Origin of the sequence: Butyrivibrio sp. AE2005 (genome assembly GCF_000686965.1) — a bacterium.
GTDB classification, from domain to species: Bacteria; Bacillota; Clostridia; order Lachnospirales; family Lachnospiraceae; genus Butyrivibrio; species Butyrivibrio hungatei_A.
In genome coordinates, this window is sequence record NZ_JMMD01000003.1 from 42,782 (window position 1) to 59,256 (window position 16,475).

Sequence of the window (16,475 nt, forward strand, 5' to 3'; positions counted from 1 at the left end):
GATGGATGAGTGTATGAAAAAAAGGAATCTTGGTTTTACACGGAATTTTATGAAACTGATGGGGGCAACATTGGCAGCATCTTTACTGCTTTCGGTAAATGTGCATGCTGAGGAAGAGAATGTTTCAGAAGATATTGCTGCAATAGAAGATGGAATCGACACTTTGGATGACAAGGTTGATGCTCTTAATGACAAATGTCAGGATGAAGAGTTGTCAGAGGATATTTCCGGGGTGTCAGATTTTATTGCTTATCTTAGCGAACAAATTTCAACGCTAACTATGAAATATACTAATGAATTATTGACGGCTGAGAGGAATAGGCATTCTATTATAAATAGTTTAAATAAAAGCGTTTATGCAAATAATAATATATCTGAAAATACATCATACTCAGATATCGTTTCAAAGATCAAAAGTATAAAGTATCAGGGAACTTTGGATGTTACTCTGGATGGCAATGATAAATTTACGCTTGAGAGCGGATACTACGAAGGTGGTACAATTGACGTTTCCGCAATAGTTGAGGCTGTTCGCGAGGAAGCTTACAATGCCGGAAAAGCAGATGGCTATAAAGAAGGAAAGGAAGCAGGCTTAAAGGAAGGAATAACAGAAGGAATTAAATCCGGAAGAGAAGAAGGCGTTAACGCTGGAAAAGAAGAAGGATTCAAAGCTGGAAAAGAGGAAGGCCTTAAGGAAGGAAAAGAAGAAGGATTTAACGCCGGAAAAGAGGAAGGCTTAAAAGAAGGCAAGGAAGAAGGTTTCAACGCCGGAAAAGAGGAAGGTCTTACAGAAGGAAAAGAAGAAGGATTTAATGCCGGAAAAGAGGAAGGCCTTAAAGAAGGAAAAGAAGAAGGATTTAATGCCGGAAAAGAGGAAGGCCTTAAAGAAGGAAAGGAAGAAGGCTTCAACGCCGGAAAAGAGGAAGGTCTTAAAGAAGGAAAAGAAGAAGGCTTCAACGCCGGAAAAGAGGAAGGTTTAAAGGAAGGTAAGGAAGAGGGCATTAAAGAGGGTAAGGATATTGCAATTACCGAGAATAAGCAGGCATGGATCAATGAAGGAAAACTGCAAGCTATCAATGAGAATAAGCAGACTTGGGTCAATGAAGGTAAAGCTTTAGGAGTACATACACCACTTTCATGGTCTTTGCAAGGAACACTTTCATCAAAAATAAATGCAGACAATAAAGGTGCAGATGCCAAAGGCTATGTTAATCTTTATATTAATGGAAATTATGTTGGAGCGCTGGATATGTTTAGATTTAACTGGGGTGGAGATTACTGGGTGTCATCCGGTACATATTCGTCAGGCGGAAATTATACACCATAAATAAAATACATAATTTGTAAATATGGATTTTTGAGGTGAATTGGATTGATAGTGCGTGTGTTTCAGCATGGTGTTTTGTGTGGGCGCAATTATTTCACTTTGTAATTGATTTAAAGCCCTCTTGTCAGTATTGGTAGTACACTGTAAAGCGAACATCAAAAAAGGTGAAAATGTCAGGAATTGATGCTTTTCGCCCTACTGACATGACCACTTTCACAGATAAGTTTCGCGGAAACTATATTATTATCTGTGAATTATGGCCTGATTTTGATTAAAAACAAGAAAAAACCGCAGATAAGAGAGGTTTATTTACTCTACTTATCTGTGGTTTCATGTTTTTTTAGGGGGGAATGTTGGAAAAATCACAGATAAAGAGAGTAGAATCCATAGATTTATCTGTGATTGTGTTATTGACACATCTGCATATCGGCGCTGCCGGTATCAGCACACTCAATCTATATTTGCAATGGCTATGTTTGTTTTGTGTATGTAAAACTTTTTACTTTTTTATTCACATGTCGTGTGCTATAATCAACAAAATGAGGGGTTAATGATTTATAGTAGGAGAGAGCAATAATGGTATGTGAAACATGCGGGTGCAATAATGAAGATGCATCTTTATATTGTGCAAATTGCGGTGCGCCTTTAAAGACAGATTCGTATGGAACGACTGTAGAAAATAAATATAATACGCAGAACAGCTTTTATGTGCAGGAAAGTTTTGACAGTAACAAAACGGAAGAGCTTAGCAGTGTCTATCCCCAGAACGGCAGTGATGGTCAGGGGAGAACAAATCCTCAGAATAATGCATATTCTCAGAACAGCATGAATGGGCAGAATGTAATGAACGGACAGGGAGGAGTGTATTCTCAGAATGCTGCATTTCCGCAGAACAATATGTATTCGCGGAACGGTACATATCCTCAAAATGGCCAATATCCTCAAAACGGCCAATATCCTCAGAATGGCTCATATCCCCAAAACAACATGTATCCAAACAATGGAGGATATCTGCAGAACGGATACGGCGTTCAGGGGAATTACTATGCGCAGAATGGTGTGGATGACCTTGATTCGCTTCTGGGAGCGAACAACGTTCCTTCAAACAGGATGAAGCCGTCCGATTATTTGAAGCTTCCTGCTATGGCGGGGGATAAAAAGAAAATGACCGGCACGGCAATTTCAATATATGTATTGATCGCCGTTTCTGCCGTGATTAGTTTTTCTCAAGGAAATTACTGGGGAATACTGGATTATATCCTTCTTATTATTCTGGCGGTTGTCATTCAGCTTAGGGGAAGTTTTGTTGCGGGATGTGTACTTCTGGGATATGGTATTCTAAATACTATAATATATATTATTGAGATGGGATTTCCGGCCGGATTTGGATATATTATAGCCGGAATATTTGCGGTTATTGCTACAAATAAATTTCGTAAATCGTACAAAGAATACGTGAAAACAGGCTATATCCCCAATAACACGGTTTTGTAAGGTTGAATTTTTTTAAAGAAAAAAAGCTTGCATAAAAAAACTGTCTATGTTATATTTATATAGCTGTTGTAAACGGCGATTAATTTTGTGATATGAGAAGATTCTTTGTATATAGAGAGGTGAGAAAGAGATGAGACAGGACATTCAGCCAGAATTCCATCAGGCCACTGTTACTTGCAACTGCGGTAACACATTTACAGTTGGATCAACTAAGAGCGACATTCACGTTGAAATCTGCTCAAAGTGCCATCCATTCTACACAGGCCAGCAGAAGGCTACAGCTGCTCGTGGACGTATTGATAAGTTCAATAAGAAATACGGCATGGACAATAAGTAATTTGCAGAAGTAAAAAAGAGAGGTTGAGGCTATGGCCTCAACCTTTTTTAAATAGTGAGGTGAAAGATGAAGAAACACAAGATAGATCACTATTCCGGAATTGGCGGACAGGCGGTTCTTGAAGGCGTTATGATGCGTAATAAGGATATGTACGCTGTTGCAGTCAGAAAGCCTGACGGAGATATAGCTGTTGAGATAGACGAGTTTCACGGAGTGGCTTATGGTAGTAAGCTTCTGAATATTCCTTTTATCAGAGGAGTGTTTGTGTTTATAGATTCACTTATGTTGGGCATTAAGGTGTTGACTTATTCATCATCTTTTTATGAGGAATTGCCCCAGAAGCCATCCAAATTTGACGAGGAGCTTGACAAGGTGTCGAGCGGACATGAAGACAGTGTGCTTATGATTTTGACTACAGTGGCTTCTTTTGTCCTTGCTATTGCTCTTTTCATGGTGCTTCCTTATGTGCTTTCGGAGCTTTTTATCGGAAGATATATCAGAAATGCGTCTCTTACAGCCATTATCGAAGGTGTTTTGAGAATTCTGATCTTTATCATTTATATATTGATAATATCGGGAATGAAGGATATCAAGAGGCTTTTCAGATACCACGGTGCAGAGCATAAGTGCATCAACTGCATTGAAAAAGGTAAGCCCCTCACTCCCGAGAATGTAAAGAAGAGTTCAAGACTTCACAAAAGATGCGGAAGTAGCTTTATTCTCTTTGTTATGTTCGTAAGTATTGTTGTATTTTTCTTTATCAGAGTTGATTCCGTTATATTTAAGGTTTTACTCAGAATATTGCTTATTCCTGTTATTTCAGGTATTTCATATGAGATAATAAGGCTCGCGGGCAGAAGCAACTTTATTCTTATCAGAATAATCTCAGCGCCCGGGTTCTGGCTTCAGAGACTTACGACCAAGGAGCCGAACGATGCAATGATTGAGGTTGCGATCAAGTCTGTAGAGGCTGTATTTGACTGGAAACAGTTCCTTATGGACTCTTTTGGCTACGATGTTGACGGCGGAGAATACAATGAAGTTGAGGCTCCCGCAAAGAAACAGAGTAAGAGAGAAGCTACAAGAGAGCTTTACGAGCGTAAGAGAGAAGAGACCAAAGAACTTACCAGAGAGATGAAGGTTCGTGAACGCTCAAGAAAACGCGACGAATACGACGATTGATGATAAAAAGACATTAAAAAGTATATGAATTATAAAGATTGTTTGGAAAAAGGAACAGAGAATCTTGAAAGAGCCGGAATCACAGAAGCTAAGCTTGATGCCCGGCTCCTTTTAGAATATGTATGTAAAACGGATCATAGCACTCTTTTTGCACATCCGGACAGAACTGTGACAGATGGCGAAGAGAAACTCTATGATGAGTTTATTGCAAGAAGGGTAAAGAGAGAGCCTGTTGCCTATATTCTTGGGAATATGGGATTTATGGGGCTTTCTTTTGGCGTGTCGAGAGATGTCCTTATACCTGAGCAGGATACTGAGATTCTTGTTGAAGAGACGCTCAGGTTTTGCGAAGACAAGATGAGAGTTCTTGATCTTTGCACGGGATCGGGATGCATAGCGCTTAGCATTTTGAATTATACAAATGAGACAAAGGCTCTTTGCACCGATATTTCGGAGAAGGCGATTTCTGTAGCAAAGAAAAATGCTGAGAAACTCGGGCTTTCCGATAGGGCAGAGATTATTTTGACAGATCTTTTCCCCGGAAAAGAAGTGGGTAAATTTGATATATTGGTTTCAAATCCGCCTTATATAAGGACTGACGTTATAGAAAGTCTTGCTCCGGAAGTAAGGGATTATGAGCCAAGGCTTGCTCTTGACGGTTCGGAGGACGGGCTTGTCTTTTACAGGAAAATTGCTGAAGAAGCAGGAGAATACCTGTACTCGGGAGCCTATGTTTTTCTTGAGATAGGATACGACCAGGGAGATGAGGTAAAAGAGCTCCTTGAAAAGCAGGGCAAGTATCATGATATTGAGGTTATAAAGGACTATAGTGGAAACGACAGAGTAGTTCGTGCGTGTTACTACTAAGTTGCCGGAAGATGCGGGGAGTGTCGTTTTTTACATAGCATTGACAGAAAAAGCAGGTAGATTATGTTTGACAGATTGGAAGATATTTTAAGAAGATACGAAGATATTACGATGGAACTTAATAATCCGGATGTTATTTCGGATCAGAACAGGTTCAGAGCTCTTATGAAAGAGCAAAAGAGCCTCGATGCCCTGGTTGAGTGCTATCGCGAGTATAAAAAGTGCAAGGAGACCATAGAGGAGAGTCTTTCTCTTCTTGAAGAGGAGTCCGATCCGGAGATGAAGGAAATGCTTAAGGAAGAGCTTGCTGATGCAAAGAGTATGATTCCTTCATACGAGGAGAAACTTAAGATACTTCTTTTGCCCAAAGATCCTAATGATGACAAGAACGTTATCGTAGAGATACGTGCGGGTGTGGGAGGCGACGAGGCGGCACTTTTTGCGGCAGATATGTACAGGGTTTACACACGTTATGCCGAGAGACAGAACTGGCGGGTTGAGACGATGAGCGTTGAAGATATCGGAATAGGCGGTATTAAGGCGGTAAGCTTTATGATCAAGGGCGCCGGCGCTTATTCGAGGCTTAAGTTCGAGAGCGGCGTTCACAGAGTTCAGAGAATTCCTGCTACAGAGTCAGGCGGAAGAATACATACATCGGCTATTACCGTTGCGATCATGCCTGAAGTTGAGGATGTTGAAGTCGAGATTGATATGAATGACTGCAAATTCGATGTTTTCAGAGCATCGGGTAACGGCGGACAGTGCGTAAATACTACGGATTCAGCCGTAAGACTTACGCATTTCCCTACGGGTATAGTTATTTCATGTCAGGATGAAAAGAGCCAGCAGCAGAACAAGGCTAAGGCTTTAAAGGTCCTTAGGGCAAAGCTCTATGAGATGGAACAGGCAAAGCAGCACGAAGATGCGGCTGAACTTAGAAGAAGCCAGGTGGGAAGCGGAGACAGGTCTGAGAAGATAAGGACTTACAACTTCCATCAGGGACGTGTGACGGACCACAGAATAAATTTAACTCTTTATAAGATCGATCAGATAATGGACGGAGATATCGATGAACTTATCGATTCACTTATAGCCGCAGATCAGGCGGAAAAGCTTTCTACAATGGAGAATTGAAGCTAATCCGCAGCGCTGATGGATAGCCTTGCTGTTAAAGATTTTATAGTGTAAAATTACACTGTAGAACGTTAATTTTTGTGAGGTATTATAAATGGATGCTGCTTTTAAAGAAGAACTGATTGGCTGGGGGGTTGATTGGGAAGATGTCCACAATCGGTTTATGGGCAACGAGGATCTTATTGCTAAGTTTATGATCAGATTTCTTGGCGATCCGAGTATGGCCAGCCTTTCCAAGTATTTGGGAGAGGAGAATGTTTCCGAAGCGTTTAAGGCGGTTCATGCACTTAAAGGAGTAAGTGCAAACCTTGGGCTTAAAGGTTTTTATTCTCAGGTTTATAATCTTACGGAGATTCTAAGAGCGGGATCTATGGAAGGATATGAGCCGTATTACGACCATATAAAACTTAAATACGACGATCTGATAGGGATACTCAGGAAATATCAAAGCAGCTGCGCATCATAATAATTGATTATCTATTCCACATGATTCAAGAAAGCTTGGGAAGTAATTGTCCCAGGCTTTTTCTGCGCTCTTATCAAGGGTGAATGTGCTGTATGCGGTTCCTGTGGTCAATATAAGCTCGTTATTTGCGAATTTGATATTTATCCCCAGATTTAGCATAGAAGGGTCTAAATCGCTCTCAGATTTGCTTATAACGGTTTCTTTTGTGAAGCTATCCGCATGGAGAATAAATTTAAAGCTGATCGGAGTTCTTTTACCCTTTATGAGATTCAGGCAGATGGGACGAAGTTCCGACCAAAGGGAAAAAGAACGGTTGTTATTATTAACGGTTTCGTCTTGTACGCCCGCATAAAATTCTTTATTTATATGTCCGTCGATTGAAAAAGTATTGAAAGTCTCAATCGTGACTTCTTCGACATCGAAATTGTCGAAAACCTCAGTTGTGAGGAGCTTTTCCATGAATATTTTTATATTGTTTATCTTGAGAGCTATCATAGTTTCTCCTTAATATTAATTCATCACAGAAAAAATTATATGATAAATATAGCTATTTGTGTGGATTTTTTTTATGAATTAAATAATGCGGATTTTATGGGCATGGCAACTACTTAAATGAAGATTAATTAGGATAATTTAAATTTGTTGTATATTTTTGTGAAGATATACGTTATACTATAAAAAAATGTCTAAAAAGAGGGACAATATGGCAAAGACAGTTAGACTTAAGGACATTGCTGAAAAGATTGGGGTTAGCACTGTCACAGTATCAAAAGCATTATCAGGACAGAAGGGCATGAGCGACGAACTCAGAGAGAAAATTCATGCTCTTGCAAATGAGATGGGATATATCCCGTCTATTTCTCGTAAGGTAGACATCTTTAGTAAGAGTTATACTATCGGTCTTCTTATTTCTGAAGATAATATGACTGAATACAGTTCTTACTATACAAAGATGCACCAGAAAGTTTCTCAGATCGCTATGGAGATGGGATGTTTTACCATGCTCGAGGTGGTATCTGAGCAGAGCGAGAAGAAAAAGAATTTCCCGCGTATCATTGCGGACAAGAAGGTTGACGGTATCATTGTTATCGGAAGATTAAGCGGAGAGTATCTTACTTCTATCAGAGAGAACTTCTCCATTCCAATGATATATCTTGATTTCTGCAACCACACAGGAGATGAGGATGCTGTAGTGGCCGACAGCTTCCACGGTGCATATCTTCTTACAAATCATCTCTTTGATATGGGACACACATCTATCGCGTTTGTGGGAACCATAATGGCAGAGGGAAATATTACAGACAGATATCTTGGCTATGTTAAGTCATTACTTGAGCACAGTCATCCTGTCAGAAAAGACTGGGTAATTCCCGACAGGGATCTCAGCACAGGTGAGATGGATTATAACAGATTTTTCAAGCTTCCGGAGGAAATGCCTTCAGCTTTCTTCTGTAATTGCGATGTATCTGCAAGTATGCTTATTAAGCGCCTTAATGAAAAGGGATATAAAGTTCCGGATGATATTTCCGTAGCCGGATATGACAACTACATCTTCCCCGGACTTTGTGATATCAAGCTCACAACATTTGAGGTTGATACTTACGAAATGGGAAGAAACGCAATCTACAATCTTATCCGTAAGATCGGAGGAGAACGTTACAGACAGGGCGTCATGATCCTTGAAGGACATATGGTTCTCGGAGATAGTGTAAAAGACTTAAATGCATAATGATATTTGAAAAAATAAGACCATCGGTTCGTTTGAATCGATGGTCATTTTTCTTAGGCTTAATGCTGATTTTTGAAAAAGAGATCAGCAAGTAACGATTATACCGCCGTCTGCCGCATATGTGGAAGAAAGCCCTGCCGTATCAACTATATGTGCATCTTTAAACGGTACTTTTTTTAGGATCATATCCTTAACAACAGCTGCTCTTTCAAAGCAATTTACGTTTGAGATCATAAGAGTTTTGGTCTCGGGATTTTTTACCTCGGCAGCGATGAGCTCAGTCATTTTGACAAGAGCTTTTTTCATGCCGATTCCCTGGCTCTTTTGAAGTATCTCACCCTTAACACCGTGGCACACAGGTTTAATATTAAGCGTTGAAGCTACAAGAGCCTTCATTCCTGTAAGTCTGCCGTTTTTTCTAAGTGTCTCAAGTGAATCAAGAACGAAATATGTGAGCATCTCATCACGATATGCTTCAACTTTTTCTACGACTTCGTTAAAAGGAAGTCCTGCTTCGGCAAGCTCTATAATTTTAAGAGCGATATTGCCTTCTCCGCAACTTGCGGACATTGAATCGAATATATGAATATTCTTTTCTCCAACTTCTTCGTGATACAGGTTCTTTCCAAGAAGAGCACTGTTATAACTTCCGCTGAGCTTGGATGTAAGTGTTACAACATATACATCATCAGCGTCTGTTTTGTACGCATTCATATAAAGATCGGGCGAAGGGCATGCAGTCTTAGGACAATCTTCGGAAGCGGCCACAAGCTCCAAATACTCTTTCTGGTTAAATGTATCATCATCAACGATCACGTGATCACCAACCTGCATAATGAGAGGAACGAACTCAAAACGAGAGTCCTTTCTATACTCAATAGGAAGATCACATCCGCTGTCTACAACTATTTTATAACTCATAAATCCTCCAAAAGCGTTAATAAACGTAGTTTTTGATACTACATACTGTATCATACCACGTATAAAATTCTCAGTAAAGCTCACTTTGGCATATGCAGGCCGCAGGCTCTGCGTGGACCACCCGGATTAGCCTCTGCCCGCCGCCCTCCGCAGATGTATATTCGCGCATTGTGAGGGAGCTTAGATTTCATGGGTTCTCGGATCTGCTCTGAAATTCTGTTTTGAGGCTCACTGTTTGACATTCGGCTCGCGGGAAAGGGCGGCCTGTAAGTTTATGTTTTTTCGCAATCACTTCATCTCACATTTTTATGCGGTTCCAACCGTTTTTCTTTTATTGCGCATGTATCGACTAAACTCGCATCCGGTTGCCTTTATCAGAATTGACATAGCCCGCATACGCGGGCGTATAAAAATAAACAAAGCCATCTCTGCAAGCTAAATAGTTTGCGAGAGTGGCTTTGCTTATTTTTATAGCTGCAAAGCAGCATATGTCAATTCTGATAAAGGCAACCGGATGCTCAAACAACGTCTCCACATGCGCGTTGAAAAACGGTTGGAACCGCATAAAATGTGGCCTCCGTGATAATCGCTCAAAAACATAAATTTACAGACCGCCCTTTCCTGCGAGCTGAATGGAGTTTTGAGCCGATAGAATTTCAGAGCGGATCCGAGAACCCATGAAATCAAGCGGAGGAACAGCGCGAATATACATCTGCGGAGGGCGGCGGGCAGAGGCTACTCCGGGGGGGCACACAGAGCTTGCGGCCGGTCGCCGGTCAGCTGTGCTTTTTGGAATCGGCGATGGCCTGCTTAACCATTTTGGAGTAGTAGAAGGCTACGAAAAAAGATACTCCGTTGTCCATTGTGATGTGGAGGGGAGAGCTCTTTTTTACGTGGTTGATGTTTATGATGCCGTCGTTGGAGACGGGACAAATCTGAGGGAATATGGAGCATTGGTCGTAGAAATTGAAGACTGAACTTACGAAAGTGATAGTGCGACCGTCTGCGAGATATACAAGGAGGTTTTCACCTTTTCTTTTGGCACATACGATATCATCGCCTGATGCGTAGATGGTTTCCTCGTGATAGCGAAGCTCCAGTGTTGAAGGCGGTGCAATTCTTTCAGCTACGATCTTATCGACGAGAGTTGTGAGTTCGTCAACTTTGATAGGTTTGTCGAGAAAATATAGATTGTCTGCTTGGAGATTTTCATCCTGGGCGAGCTTACGATAATCAATAGAAGAGCAGCACAAAATAATAGGCTTGGTGATGCCGATGTCAAGTAGTGTTTTGGCAATCGCAAAACCGTTTGTCTCATCTAAAGTCATATCTATGAAAAGAGCTTGATACATCTGTGGTCTGATCATAAAAGCTTCTTTGTTTCCGAAAGAATCTATGTAGACCTGTTCGCAGGATTCTTTTAGAACCCTTTCGGCCTGCCTTTTAAGCAGCCTTTCCGACTGTTTTCTGTCAGCGATGTTATCATCACATATTGCAAAATACATAATTACAAAACCTTTCGTCTTTTACAAAAATATTTTTTCCATATTATCATATAAAACTAAAATGTAATGGAGATAAACGTAAAAGAACAATAAAAAGAATCTGCACAAAGATAATAACCGGTATGCCGATCTTGAATGTCATGTGTTTGGTCTTATGCCTGAAAGTATACATTCCGATAAGTGTTCCGATACTTCCGCCTATTATTGAAAATGCAAAAAGGGTTGCCTCAGGAATGCGAAAGGCGTTTTTACGCGCCCTTCGCTTGTCATTTCCCATTAAGGCAAACCCTATAATGTTTACTGCTATGATATAAACGGTCAATAAAGAAAGTGAATCCATAAATTATTTGTTGTTGGCTACTTCCTGCATCTTCATGGCGCGAACCTTTGAAGAGAGACCGAAGAGGTTGATGAATCCCTCAGCATCGTGGTGGTCGTATAGGTCACCTGTCTTGAATGATGCGATGCTCTCGTTGTAGAGAGAGTAGGGTGACTTGGTACCTGCCTTGATGATGTTGCCCTTGTAGAGCTTGAATGTAACTTCACCGGTTACATACTTCTGAGTTGACTCGATAAATGCCTGCTCGGCTTCACGAAGAGGAGTAAACCATTTCCCTTCATATACTATGTCGGCAAACTTGTTGCCCATGTCTTTCTTCATTGTATAGGTATCACGGTCTAAAATCAACTCTTCGAGCTGCTGATGTGCTTCGTAAAGGATTGTTCCGCCGGGTGTCTCGTATACACCACGTGACTTCATGCCTACTACACGGTTCTCGACGATGTCAACGATACCGATACCGTTTTCGCCGCCAAGTTTGTTGAGCGTGCGGATGATGTCTGAAACCTTCATTTCCTTGCCGTTAACTGACTTGGGCACACCTGCCTCGAATGTCATTGTAACTGTTGTAGGAACATCGGGAGCATCTTCGGGAGTTTTGCCGAGCACAAGAAGATGCTTGTAATTGGGCTCAAGAGCGGGATCTTCGAGCTCAAGTCCCTCGTGTGATATATGCCAAAGGTTTCTGTCACGGCTGTAGCTTGAATCAGCTGAGAAAGGAAGGTTAATTCCGTGCTGTCTGCAGTATTCAATCTCTGACTCACGAGAATCCATTGTCCACTTGTCGTTTCTCCAAGCTGCAATGATCTTGATGTCGGGAGCAAGAGCCTTGATACCGAGCTCAAAACGAATCTGGTCGTTTCCTTTTCCTGTAGCACCGTGGCAGATAGCAACAGCGCCTTCTTTTCTTGCAACTTCAACGAGCTTCTTAGCGATAAGAGGACGAGCCATAGAAGTTCCGAGAAGGTACTTGTTCTCGTATACGGCATGAGCCTGAACGCAAGGAACTACGTATTCATCGCAGAACTCATCAACAACATCAAGGATGTAGAGCTTGCTTGCACCGCAGCTTACAGCTCTTTCTTCAAGTCCGTCAAGTTCTTCTTCCTGACCGCAGTCGATACAAACGCATACTACTTCGTAATCAAAATTCTCTTTAAGCCACGGAATGATAGCAGTTGTATCAAGTCCGCCTGAATAAGCCAAAATAACCTTTTCTTTTGCCATGTTATTCCCTTTCTTCCACGTAAAATGGTAACTTTATTTATTCGAATTTCTTAATTCCACTTACCATAATATACTCTCGGAAAAAATAAAATGCAACACTAAAATGAATAAATATTAAAAAAATCAACAAAAACTGCATAAATATTAAAAATGGGTTGCATAATTTTTTGGAGGGTGTATACTGAAAAAAGTTTATATGCCTAAATATTTATAATGAAAGTTCATTTAATGTAAAAACTGCGAGGTTGAATAAAAATGATTAAAGTCGGAATAATCGGTGCCACCGGATATGCAGGGGCAGAAATCGTAAGACTCATACAGGGACATCCCGAAGCTGAAGTTGTATGGTACGGCTCCAGAAGTTATGTGGATGAGAAGTACAGCAGTATATATGGAAACTTCTTTGATTTAGTAGATGCAAAATGTATGGATGACAATATGGAAGAACTTGCAAATCAAGTTGATGTCATCTTTACAGCAACTCCCCAGGGACTTTGCGCATCACTTGTTAATGAAGACATATTAAATAAGGTTAAGGTCATCGATCTTTCCGCTGATTTTAGATTAAAAGATGTTTCAGTATACGAAAAATGGTATAAAATAGAGCATAAAGCGCCACAGTTCATTGACGAAGCGGTTTACGGACTTTGTGAGATAAACAGGGATAAGATAAAGGGAGCGAGACTTATCGCAAATCCGGGATGTTATACGACATGCTCGATACTTACGGCATATCCTCTTGTAAAAGAAGGACTTATCGATCCGTCAACTCTTATAGTTGATGCACTCAGCGGTGTTTCGGGCGCAGGAAGAGGCGCAAAGGTTGCAAATCTCTACTGCGAAGTAAATGAGAGCTGCAAGCCTTACGGTGTCACAAGTCACAGACATACACCCGAGATCGAGGAACAGCTTAGCTACGCAGCGGGAAAAGATATAGTGATAAATTTCACACCTCACCTTGTTCCGATGAACAGAGGAATCCTTGCTACGGAATATGCTTCTCTTAAGGAAAAGAACGGTAAGCTTCCGACAGCTGAAGATATCAGGGCAGCATATGAAAAGTATTATAAGGATGAGTTCTTTATAAGACTTCTCGGAGACGGCGTTTGTCCTGAGACAAGATGGGTCGAAAACGCAAATTTCGTCGATATCGGATTTAAGATTGATGAGCGCACGGGAAGAGTGATCATGATGGGTGCGCTTGACAATATGGTTAAGGGAGCCGCAGGACAGGCTGTTCAGAATATGAACATTCTCTTTGGACTAAAAGAAACTACGGGACTTGAGTTTGCACCCAGCTTCCCGTAATAGAATACAGAAAGATAACAGGTGATATGAATGGTTCGTGCAATGACAATGGATGATTATGATGAAGTCTATGCTCTGTGGATGTCAATCCACGGCTTTGGAATAAGATCGATAGATGATTCCAGAGAGGGAATAGAGAGATTTATAAAAAGAAATCCGGGACTCAGCGCAGTTGACATAGAAGATAACAAGATAGTCGGCGCGATCCTTTGCGGACATGACGGCAGAAGAGCTTGTTTTTATCATGTTTGCGTGAGCGAAGAGTACAGAATGCACGGAATCGGTAAAAAGATGGTTCTTTTTTGCTACGAGGCACTTAAGAAAGAAAAGATCAACAAGGTGTGCTTAAATGCTTTTGTGACAAATACGGTCGGAAACAAGTTCTGGCAGAAGATGGGCTGGACACTTAGAGATGACATGAACTATTACGACCATGCTTTAAACGAAGAAAATCTTACAATCTTTAACAAATGATAATGGAGAAGAGATATGGAAGTTATTAAAGGCGGAGTTACGGCTGCAGAAGGTTTCAAGGCTGCAAGCTGCGAAGCAAACATCAAGTACAAAGACAGAACGGATATGGCTTTTGTTTATTCGGAAGCACCTTGCGTGTGTGCGGGAACTTTTACAAGTAATGTTGTAAAGGCTGCATGTGTTCAGTGGGACAAGCAGATAGTTGATTCGGGAAAGCCCATGCAGGCTGTTGTCATTAACTCGGGAATAGCCAATGCATGTACGGGAAAAGAGGGCTTTGATGCCTGCGAAGCTACGGCAAAAGCTGTAGAAAAGAGCCTCGGCGTGGACTACGAAACAGTTGCCGTTGCATCTACCGGAGTTATCGGAATGCAGCTTCCTGTAGATAAGCTTGTTGCCGGAGTTGAGAAAATGAGCAAGACTCTGGACGGAAGCATAGAAGCCGGAACCGATGCGTCAAAGGCAATAATGACAACCGATACCGTAAATAAGGAAGTAGCGGTTTCTTTTGAAATTGCGGGTAAAAAAGTGACTCTCGGCGGAATGAGCAAGGGCTCCGGAATGATCCATCCAAACATGTGCACGATGCTCGCATTTCTTACTACGGACGTTGTTATTGAAAAGAGTCTTTTGCAGGACGCGGTCAGCGAAGTTGTTTCAGATACGTTCAATATGATTACGGTTGACGGCGATACATCTACGAACGATACGCTTCTTTGCATGGCTAACGGCAAGGCCGGAAATGACGTTATAAAAGATAAGAATGATGACTATGAGACCTTTAAGAATGCTCTTTTCTATGTCTGCGAGTTCCTTGCCAGGAAGATGGCGGCAGACGGAGAGGGCGCGAGCAAGCTCTTTGAAGCAAAAGTTGTAAATGCAAAGACTAAGGAAGATGCGAGAACTCTTTCAAGAGCGATTGTAGGATCCAACCTTTCAAAAGCAGCAATCTTTGGCTGCGATGCGAATTTCGGAAGATTCTTATGCGCTATGGGATATTCGGGAGCGCAGTTTGATCAGAACGATGTTGAGCTCTTCTTTGATAGCAAGGCCGGAAGAATTGAAGTGTTCCATAAGGGAACTCCGCTTGATTTCGACGAGGATGAAGCACTTAAGATCATGAAAGAAGAAACAGTCACGGTATTTGTGGATATGCACGAGGGGGATGCGCAGGCAACCGCGTGGGGATGTGACCTTACATACGATTATGTCAAGATAAATGCAGATTACAGGAGCTGAGAAAATGGATAAGGATATGCAGGATGTATTAAAAAAAGCGGAAGTACTTGTTGAGGCGCTTCCATATATTCAGAAATTCAACAGAAAGATCATAGTTGTTAAGTATGGCGGAAGTGCCATGAGCAACGAAGAACTCCAGAAGAATGTGATAACAGATGTTACGCTTCTTAAACTTGTAGGATTTAAGCCTATCATCGTTCACGGCGGCGGAAAGGCTATCAGCTCATGGGTTTCCAAGGTTGGAAAAGAAGCTGAGTTTGTAAACGGACTCAGAGTTACCGATGCAGAGACAATGGAAATTGCAGAGATGGTTCTTGGAAGAGTTAACAAGCAGCTTGTTACAATGGTTCAGGAACTTGGTGTTAAGGCTATCGGAATAAGCGGCAAGGATTCGGGACTTCTTCATGTGAAAAAGAAGCTTTCGGACGGAAAAGACATCGGATATGTCGGAGAAGTTGATTCTGTAGATCCCAAGATTCTTTTTGACCTTCTTGATAATGACTATCTTCCTATCATTGCGCCCATAGGACTTGATGATAATTTTGATACATATAATATAAATGCGGATGATGCGGCTTGCGCGATCGCTAAGGCTGTAGGCGCCAATAAGCTTGCATTCCTTACAGATATCGAAGGCGTTTACAAGGATATCAAGGATCCTTCATCCTTTATTTCAAGACTTACATGTTCTGAGGCGGATGAACTTATCGCTTCCGGAAATATCGGCGGCGGAATGCTTCCCAAACTCAACAACTGTACCGATGCCATCAGAAAAGGTGTTAATAACGTACATATCCTTGATGGAAGGATTCCTCATTGCATCCTGCTTGAGATCTTTACCAAAAAGGGTGTAGGAACCATGTTCATGGCTGACGATGACGCACTCACGCAAAATAGTTGATCTACAAAAAGCGGATATTACCGG

General features: G+C 41.4%; 17 protein-coding genes. 12 read left to right on the top strand and 5 right to left on the bottom strand.

What is annotated here, in order from left to right; all coding sequences use genetic code 11:
- The first annotated feature begins 13 nt into the window (after positions 1-13).
- The 7 genes from DL92_RS20060 (at position 14) to DL92_RS18120 (ending at position 6,807) form a co-directional block, all read left to right on the top strand.
- Positions 14-1,327: a hypothetical protein gene (locus DL92_RS20060; RefSeq protein WP_026666928.1), complete on the top strand. Its 1,314-nt coding sequence runs from the start codon at positions 14-16 to the stop codon at positions 1,325-1,327.
- Between the two features lie 576 nt (positions 1,328-1,903).
- Positions 1,904-2,821 (top strand): zinc ribbon domain-containing protein, encoded by a 918-nt coding sequence (locus DL92_RS0103685; protein ID WP_026666929.1) that lies wholly within the window; start codon positions 1,904-1,906, stop codon positions 2,819-2,821.
- A 130-nt stretch (positions 2,822-2,951) separates the two neighbouring features.
- Positions 2,952-3,158, top strand: a complete 207-nt coding sequence (gene rpmE, locus DL92_RS0103690; RefSeq protein ID WP_026654342.1) for a 50S ribosomal protein L31 — start codon at positions 2,952-2,954, stop codon at positions 3,156-3,158.
- A gap of 66 nt (positions 3,159-3,224) precedes the next feature.
- On the top strand, positions 3,225-4,340 hold the full coding sequence (locus DL92_RS18115; protein ID WP_081670724.1) for a DUF1385 domain-containing protein: 1,116 nt from the start codon (positions 3,225-3,227) through the stop codon (positions 4,338-4,340).
- 24 nt (positions 4,341-4,364) lie between these two features.
- Positions 4,365-5,207: a peptide chain release factor N(5)-glutamine methyltransferase gene (prmC, locus tag DL92_RS0103700; RefSeq protein ID WP_026666930.1), complete on the top strand. Its 843-nt coding sequence runs from the start codon at positions 4,365-4,367 to the stop codon at positions 5,205-5,207.
- A gap of 63 nt (positions 5,208-5,270) precedes the next feature.
- Positions 5,271-6,341: a peptide chain release factor 1 gene (gene prfA / locus DL92_RS0103705; protein WP_026654343.1), complete on the top strand. Its 1,071-nt coding sequence runs from the start codon at positions 5,271-5,273 to the stop codon at positions 6,339-6,341.
- A gap of 94 nt (positions 6,342-6,435) precedes the next feature.
- The gene (locus DL92_RS18120; RefSeq protein ID WP_051199203.1) at positions 6,436-6,807 is read left to right on the top strand and encodes an Hpt domain-containing protein; all 372 of its coding nucleotides are present in this window, start codon (positions 6,436-6,438) and stop codon (positions 6,805-6,807) included.
- Here DL92_RS18120 and DL92_RS0103715 read toward each other — a convergent pair.
- On the bottom strand, positions 6,802-7,302 hold the full coding sequence (locus DL92_RS0103715; RefSeq protein WP_026654344.1) for a DUF5721 family protein: 501 nt from the start codon (positions 7,300-7,302) through the stop codon (positions 6,802-6,804). The two genes, DL92_RS18120 and DL92_RS0103715, sit on opposite strands and share 6 nt — an antisense overlap.
- A 208-nt stretch (positions 7,303-7,510) precedes the next feature.
- Between DL92_RS0103715 and DL92_RS0103720 the strand changes: the two genes are divergently transcribed.
- Entirely contained in the window at positions 7,511-8,536 is a 1,026-nt protein-coding gene (locus tag DL92_RS0103720; RefSeq protein ID WP_026654345.1) for a substrate-binding domain-containing protein, read from the top strand.
- 84 nt (positions 8,537-8,620) lie between these two features.
- On the opposite strand, the gene DL92_RS0103725 is transcribed toward DL92_RS0103720, so the two are convergent.
- The 4 genes from DL92_RS0103725 to DL92_RS0103745 all read right to left on the bottom strand — a co-directional run bounded on the left by DL92_RS0103725 (position 8,621) and on the right by DL92_RS0103745 (position 12,529).
- Positions 8,621-9,457, bottom strand: coding sequence for a DegV family protein (locus DL92_RS0103725; protein ID WP_026666931.1), 837 nt, complete (start codon positions 9,455-9,457; stop codon positions 8,621-8,623).
- 776 nt (positions 9,458-10,233) lie between these two features.
- Positions 10,234-10,962, bottom strand: a complete 729-nt coding sequence (locus DL92_RS0103735) for a response regulator (protein ID WP_026666933.1) — start codon at positions 10,960-10,962, stop codon at positions 10,234-10,236.
- A 46-nt stretch (positions 10,963-11,008) separates the two neighbouring features.
- Positions 11,009-11,302, bottom strand: coding sequence for a DUF1294 domain-containing protein (locus DL92_RS0103740; protein WP_026654350.1), 294 nt, complete (start codon positions 11,300-11,302; stop codon positions 11,009-11,011).
- Between the two features lie 3 nt (positions 11,303-11,305).
- Positions 11,306-12,529: an argininosuccinate synthase gene (locus tag DL92_RS0103745; RefSeq protein ID WP_026513111.1), complete on the bottom strand. Its 1,224-nt coding sequence runs from the start codon at positions 12,527-12,529 to the stop codon at positions 11,306-11,308.
- A 255-nt stretch (positions 12,530-12,784) separates the two neighbouring features.
- Between DL92_RS0103745 and argC the strand changes: the two genes are divergently transcribed.
- From argC to argB, 4 genes are read left to right on the top strand one after another with little or no spacing between them, the layout of a single operon-like run.
- Positions 12,785-13,837: an N-acetyl-gamma-glutamyl-phosphate reductase gene (argC, locus tag DL92_RS0103750; protein WP_026654351.1), complete on the top strand. Its 1,053-nt coding sequence runs from the start codon at positions 12,785-12,787 to the stop codon at positions 13,835-13,837.
- A gap of 30 nt (positions 13,838-13,867) precedes the next feature.
- Positions 13,868-14,311: a GNAT family N-acetyltransferase gene (locus DL92_RS0103755; RefSeq protein WP_026654352.1), complete on the top strand. Its 444-nt coding sequence runs from the start codon at positions 13,868-13,870 to the stop codon at positions 14,309-14,311.
- A 15-nt stretch (positions 14,312-14,326) separates the two neighbouring features.
- A complete protein-coding gene (gene argJ, locus DL92_RS0103760; protein ID WP_026666934.1) occupies positions 14,327-15,550 on the top strand; it encodes a bifunctional glutamate N-acetyltransferase/amino-acid acetyltransferase ArgJ in 1,224 nt (407 codons plus the stop codon).
- A gap of 4 nt (positions 15,551-15,554) precedes the next feature.
- The gene (gene argB, locus DL92_RS0103765) at positions 15,555-16,451 is read left to right on the top strand and encodes an acetylglutamate kinase (protein ID WP_026666935.1); all 897 of its coding nucleotides are present in this window, start codon (positions 15,555-15,557) and stop codon (positions 16,449-16,451) included.
- Positions 16,452-16,475: the final 24 nt, after the last annotated feature.

Excerpts from the sequence above, each read along its gene's own strand:
- DL92_RS0103725 (WP_026666931.1), bottom strand. The coding sequence starts at position 9,457 with ATGAGTTATAAAATAGTTGTAGACAGCGGATGTGATCTTCCTATTGAG.
- rpmE (WP_026654342.1), top strand. The coding sequence starts at position 2,952 with ATGAGACAGGACATTCAGCCAGAATTCCATCAGGCCACTGTTACTTGC.
- prmC (WP_026666930.1), top strand. The coding sequence starts at position 4,365 with ATGAATTATAAAGATTGTTTGGAAAAAGGAACAGAGAATCTTGAAAGA.
- argC (WP_026654351.1), top strand. The coding sequence starts at position 12,785 with ATGATTAAAGTCGGAATAATCGGTGCCACCGGATATGCAGGGGCAGAA.
- DL92_RS0103755 (WP_026654352.1), top strand. The coding sequence starts at position 13,868 with ATGGTTCGTGCAATGACAATGGATGATTATGATGAAGTCTATGCTCTG.
- DL92_RS0103685 (WP_026666929.1), top strand. The coding sequence starts at position 1,904 with ATGGTATGTGAAACATGCGGGTGCAATAATGAAGATGCATCTTTATAT.
- DL92_RS18115 (WP_081670724.1), top strand. The coding sequence starts at position 3,225 with ATGAAGAAACACAAGATAGATCACTATTCCGGAATTGGCGGACAGGCG.
- argB (WP_026666935.1), top strand. The coding sequence starts at position 15,555 with ATGGATAAGGATATGCAGGATGTATTAAAAAAAGCGGAAGTACTTGTT.
- DL92_RS0103720 (WP_026654345.1), top strand. The coding sequence starts at position 7,511 with ATGGCAAAGACAGTTAGACTTAAGGACATTGCTGAAAAGATTGGGGTT.
- DL92_RS20060 (WP_026666928.1), top strand. The coding sequence starts at position 14 with ATGAAAAAAAGGAATCTTGGTTTTACACGGAATTTTATGAAACTGATG.
- argJ (WP_026666934.1), top strand. The coding sequence starts at position 14,327 with ATGGAAGTTATTAAAGGCGGAGTTACGGCTGCAGAAGGTTTCAAGGCT.
- DL92_RS0103745 (WP_026513111.1), bottom strand. The coding sequence starts at position 12,529 with ATGGCAAAAGAAAAGGTTATTTTGGCTTATTCAGGCGGACTTGATACA.
- DL92_RS0103715 (WP_026654344.1), bottom strand. The coding sequence starts at position 7,302 with ATGATAGCTCTCAAGATAAACAATATAAAAATATTCATGGAAAAGCTC.
- DL92_RS18120 (WP_051199203.1), top strand. The coding sequence starts at position 6,436 with ATGGATGCTGCTTTTAAAGAAGAACTGATTGGCTGGGGGGTTGATTGG.
- prfA (WP_026654343.1), top strand. The coding sequence starts at position 5,271 with ATGTTTGACAGATTGGAAGATATTTTAAGAAGATACGAAGATATTACG.
- DL92_RS0103735 (WP_026666933.1), bottom strand. The coding sequence starts at position 10,962 with ATGTATTTTGCAATATGTGATGATAACATCGCTGACAGAAAACAGTCG.
- DL92_RS0103740 (WP_026654350.1), bottom strand. The coding sequence starts at position 11,302 with ATGGATTCACTTTCTTTATTGACCGTTTATATCATAGCAGTAAACATT.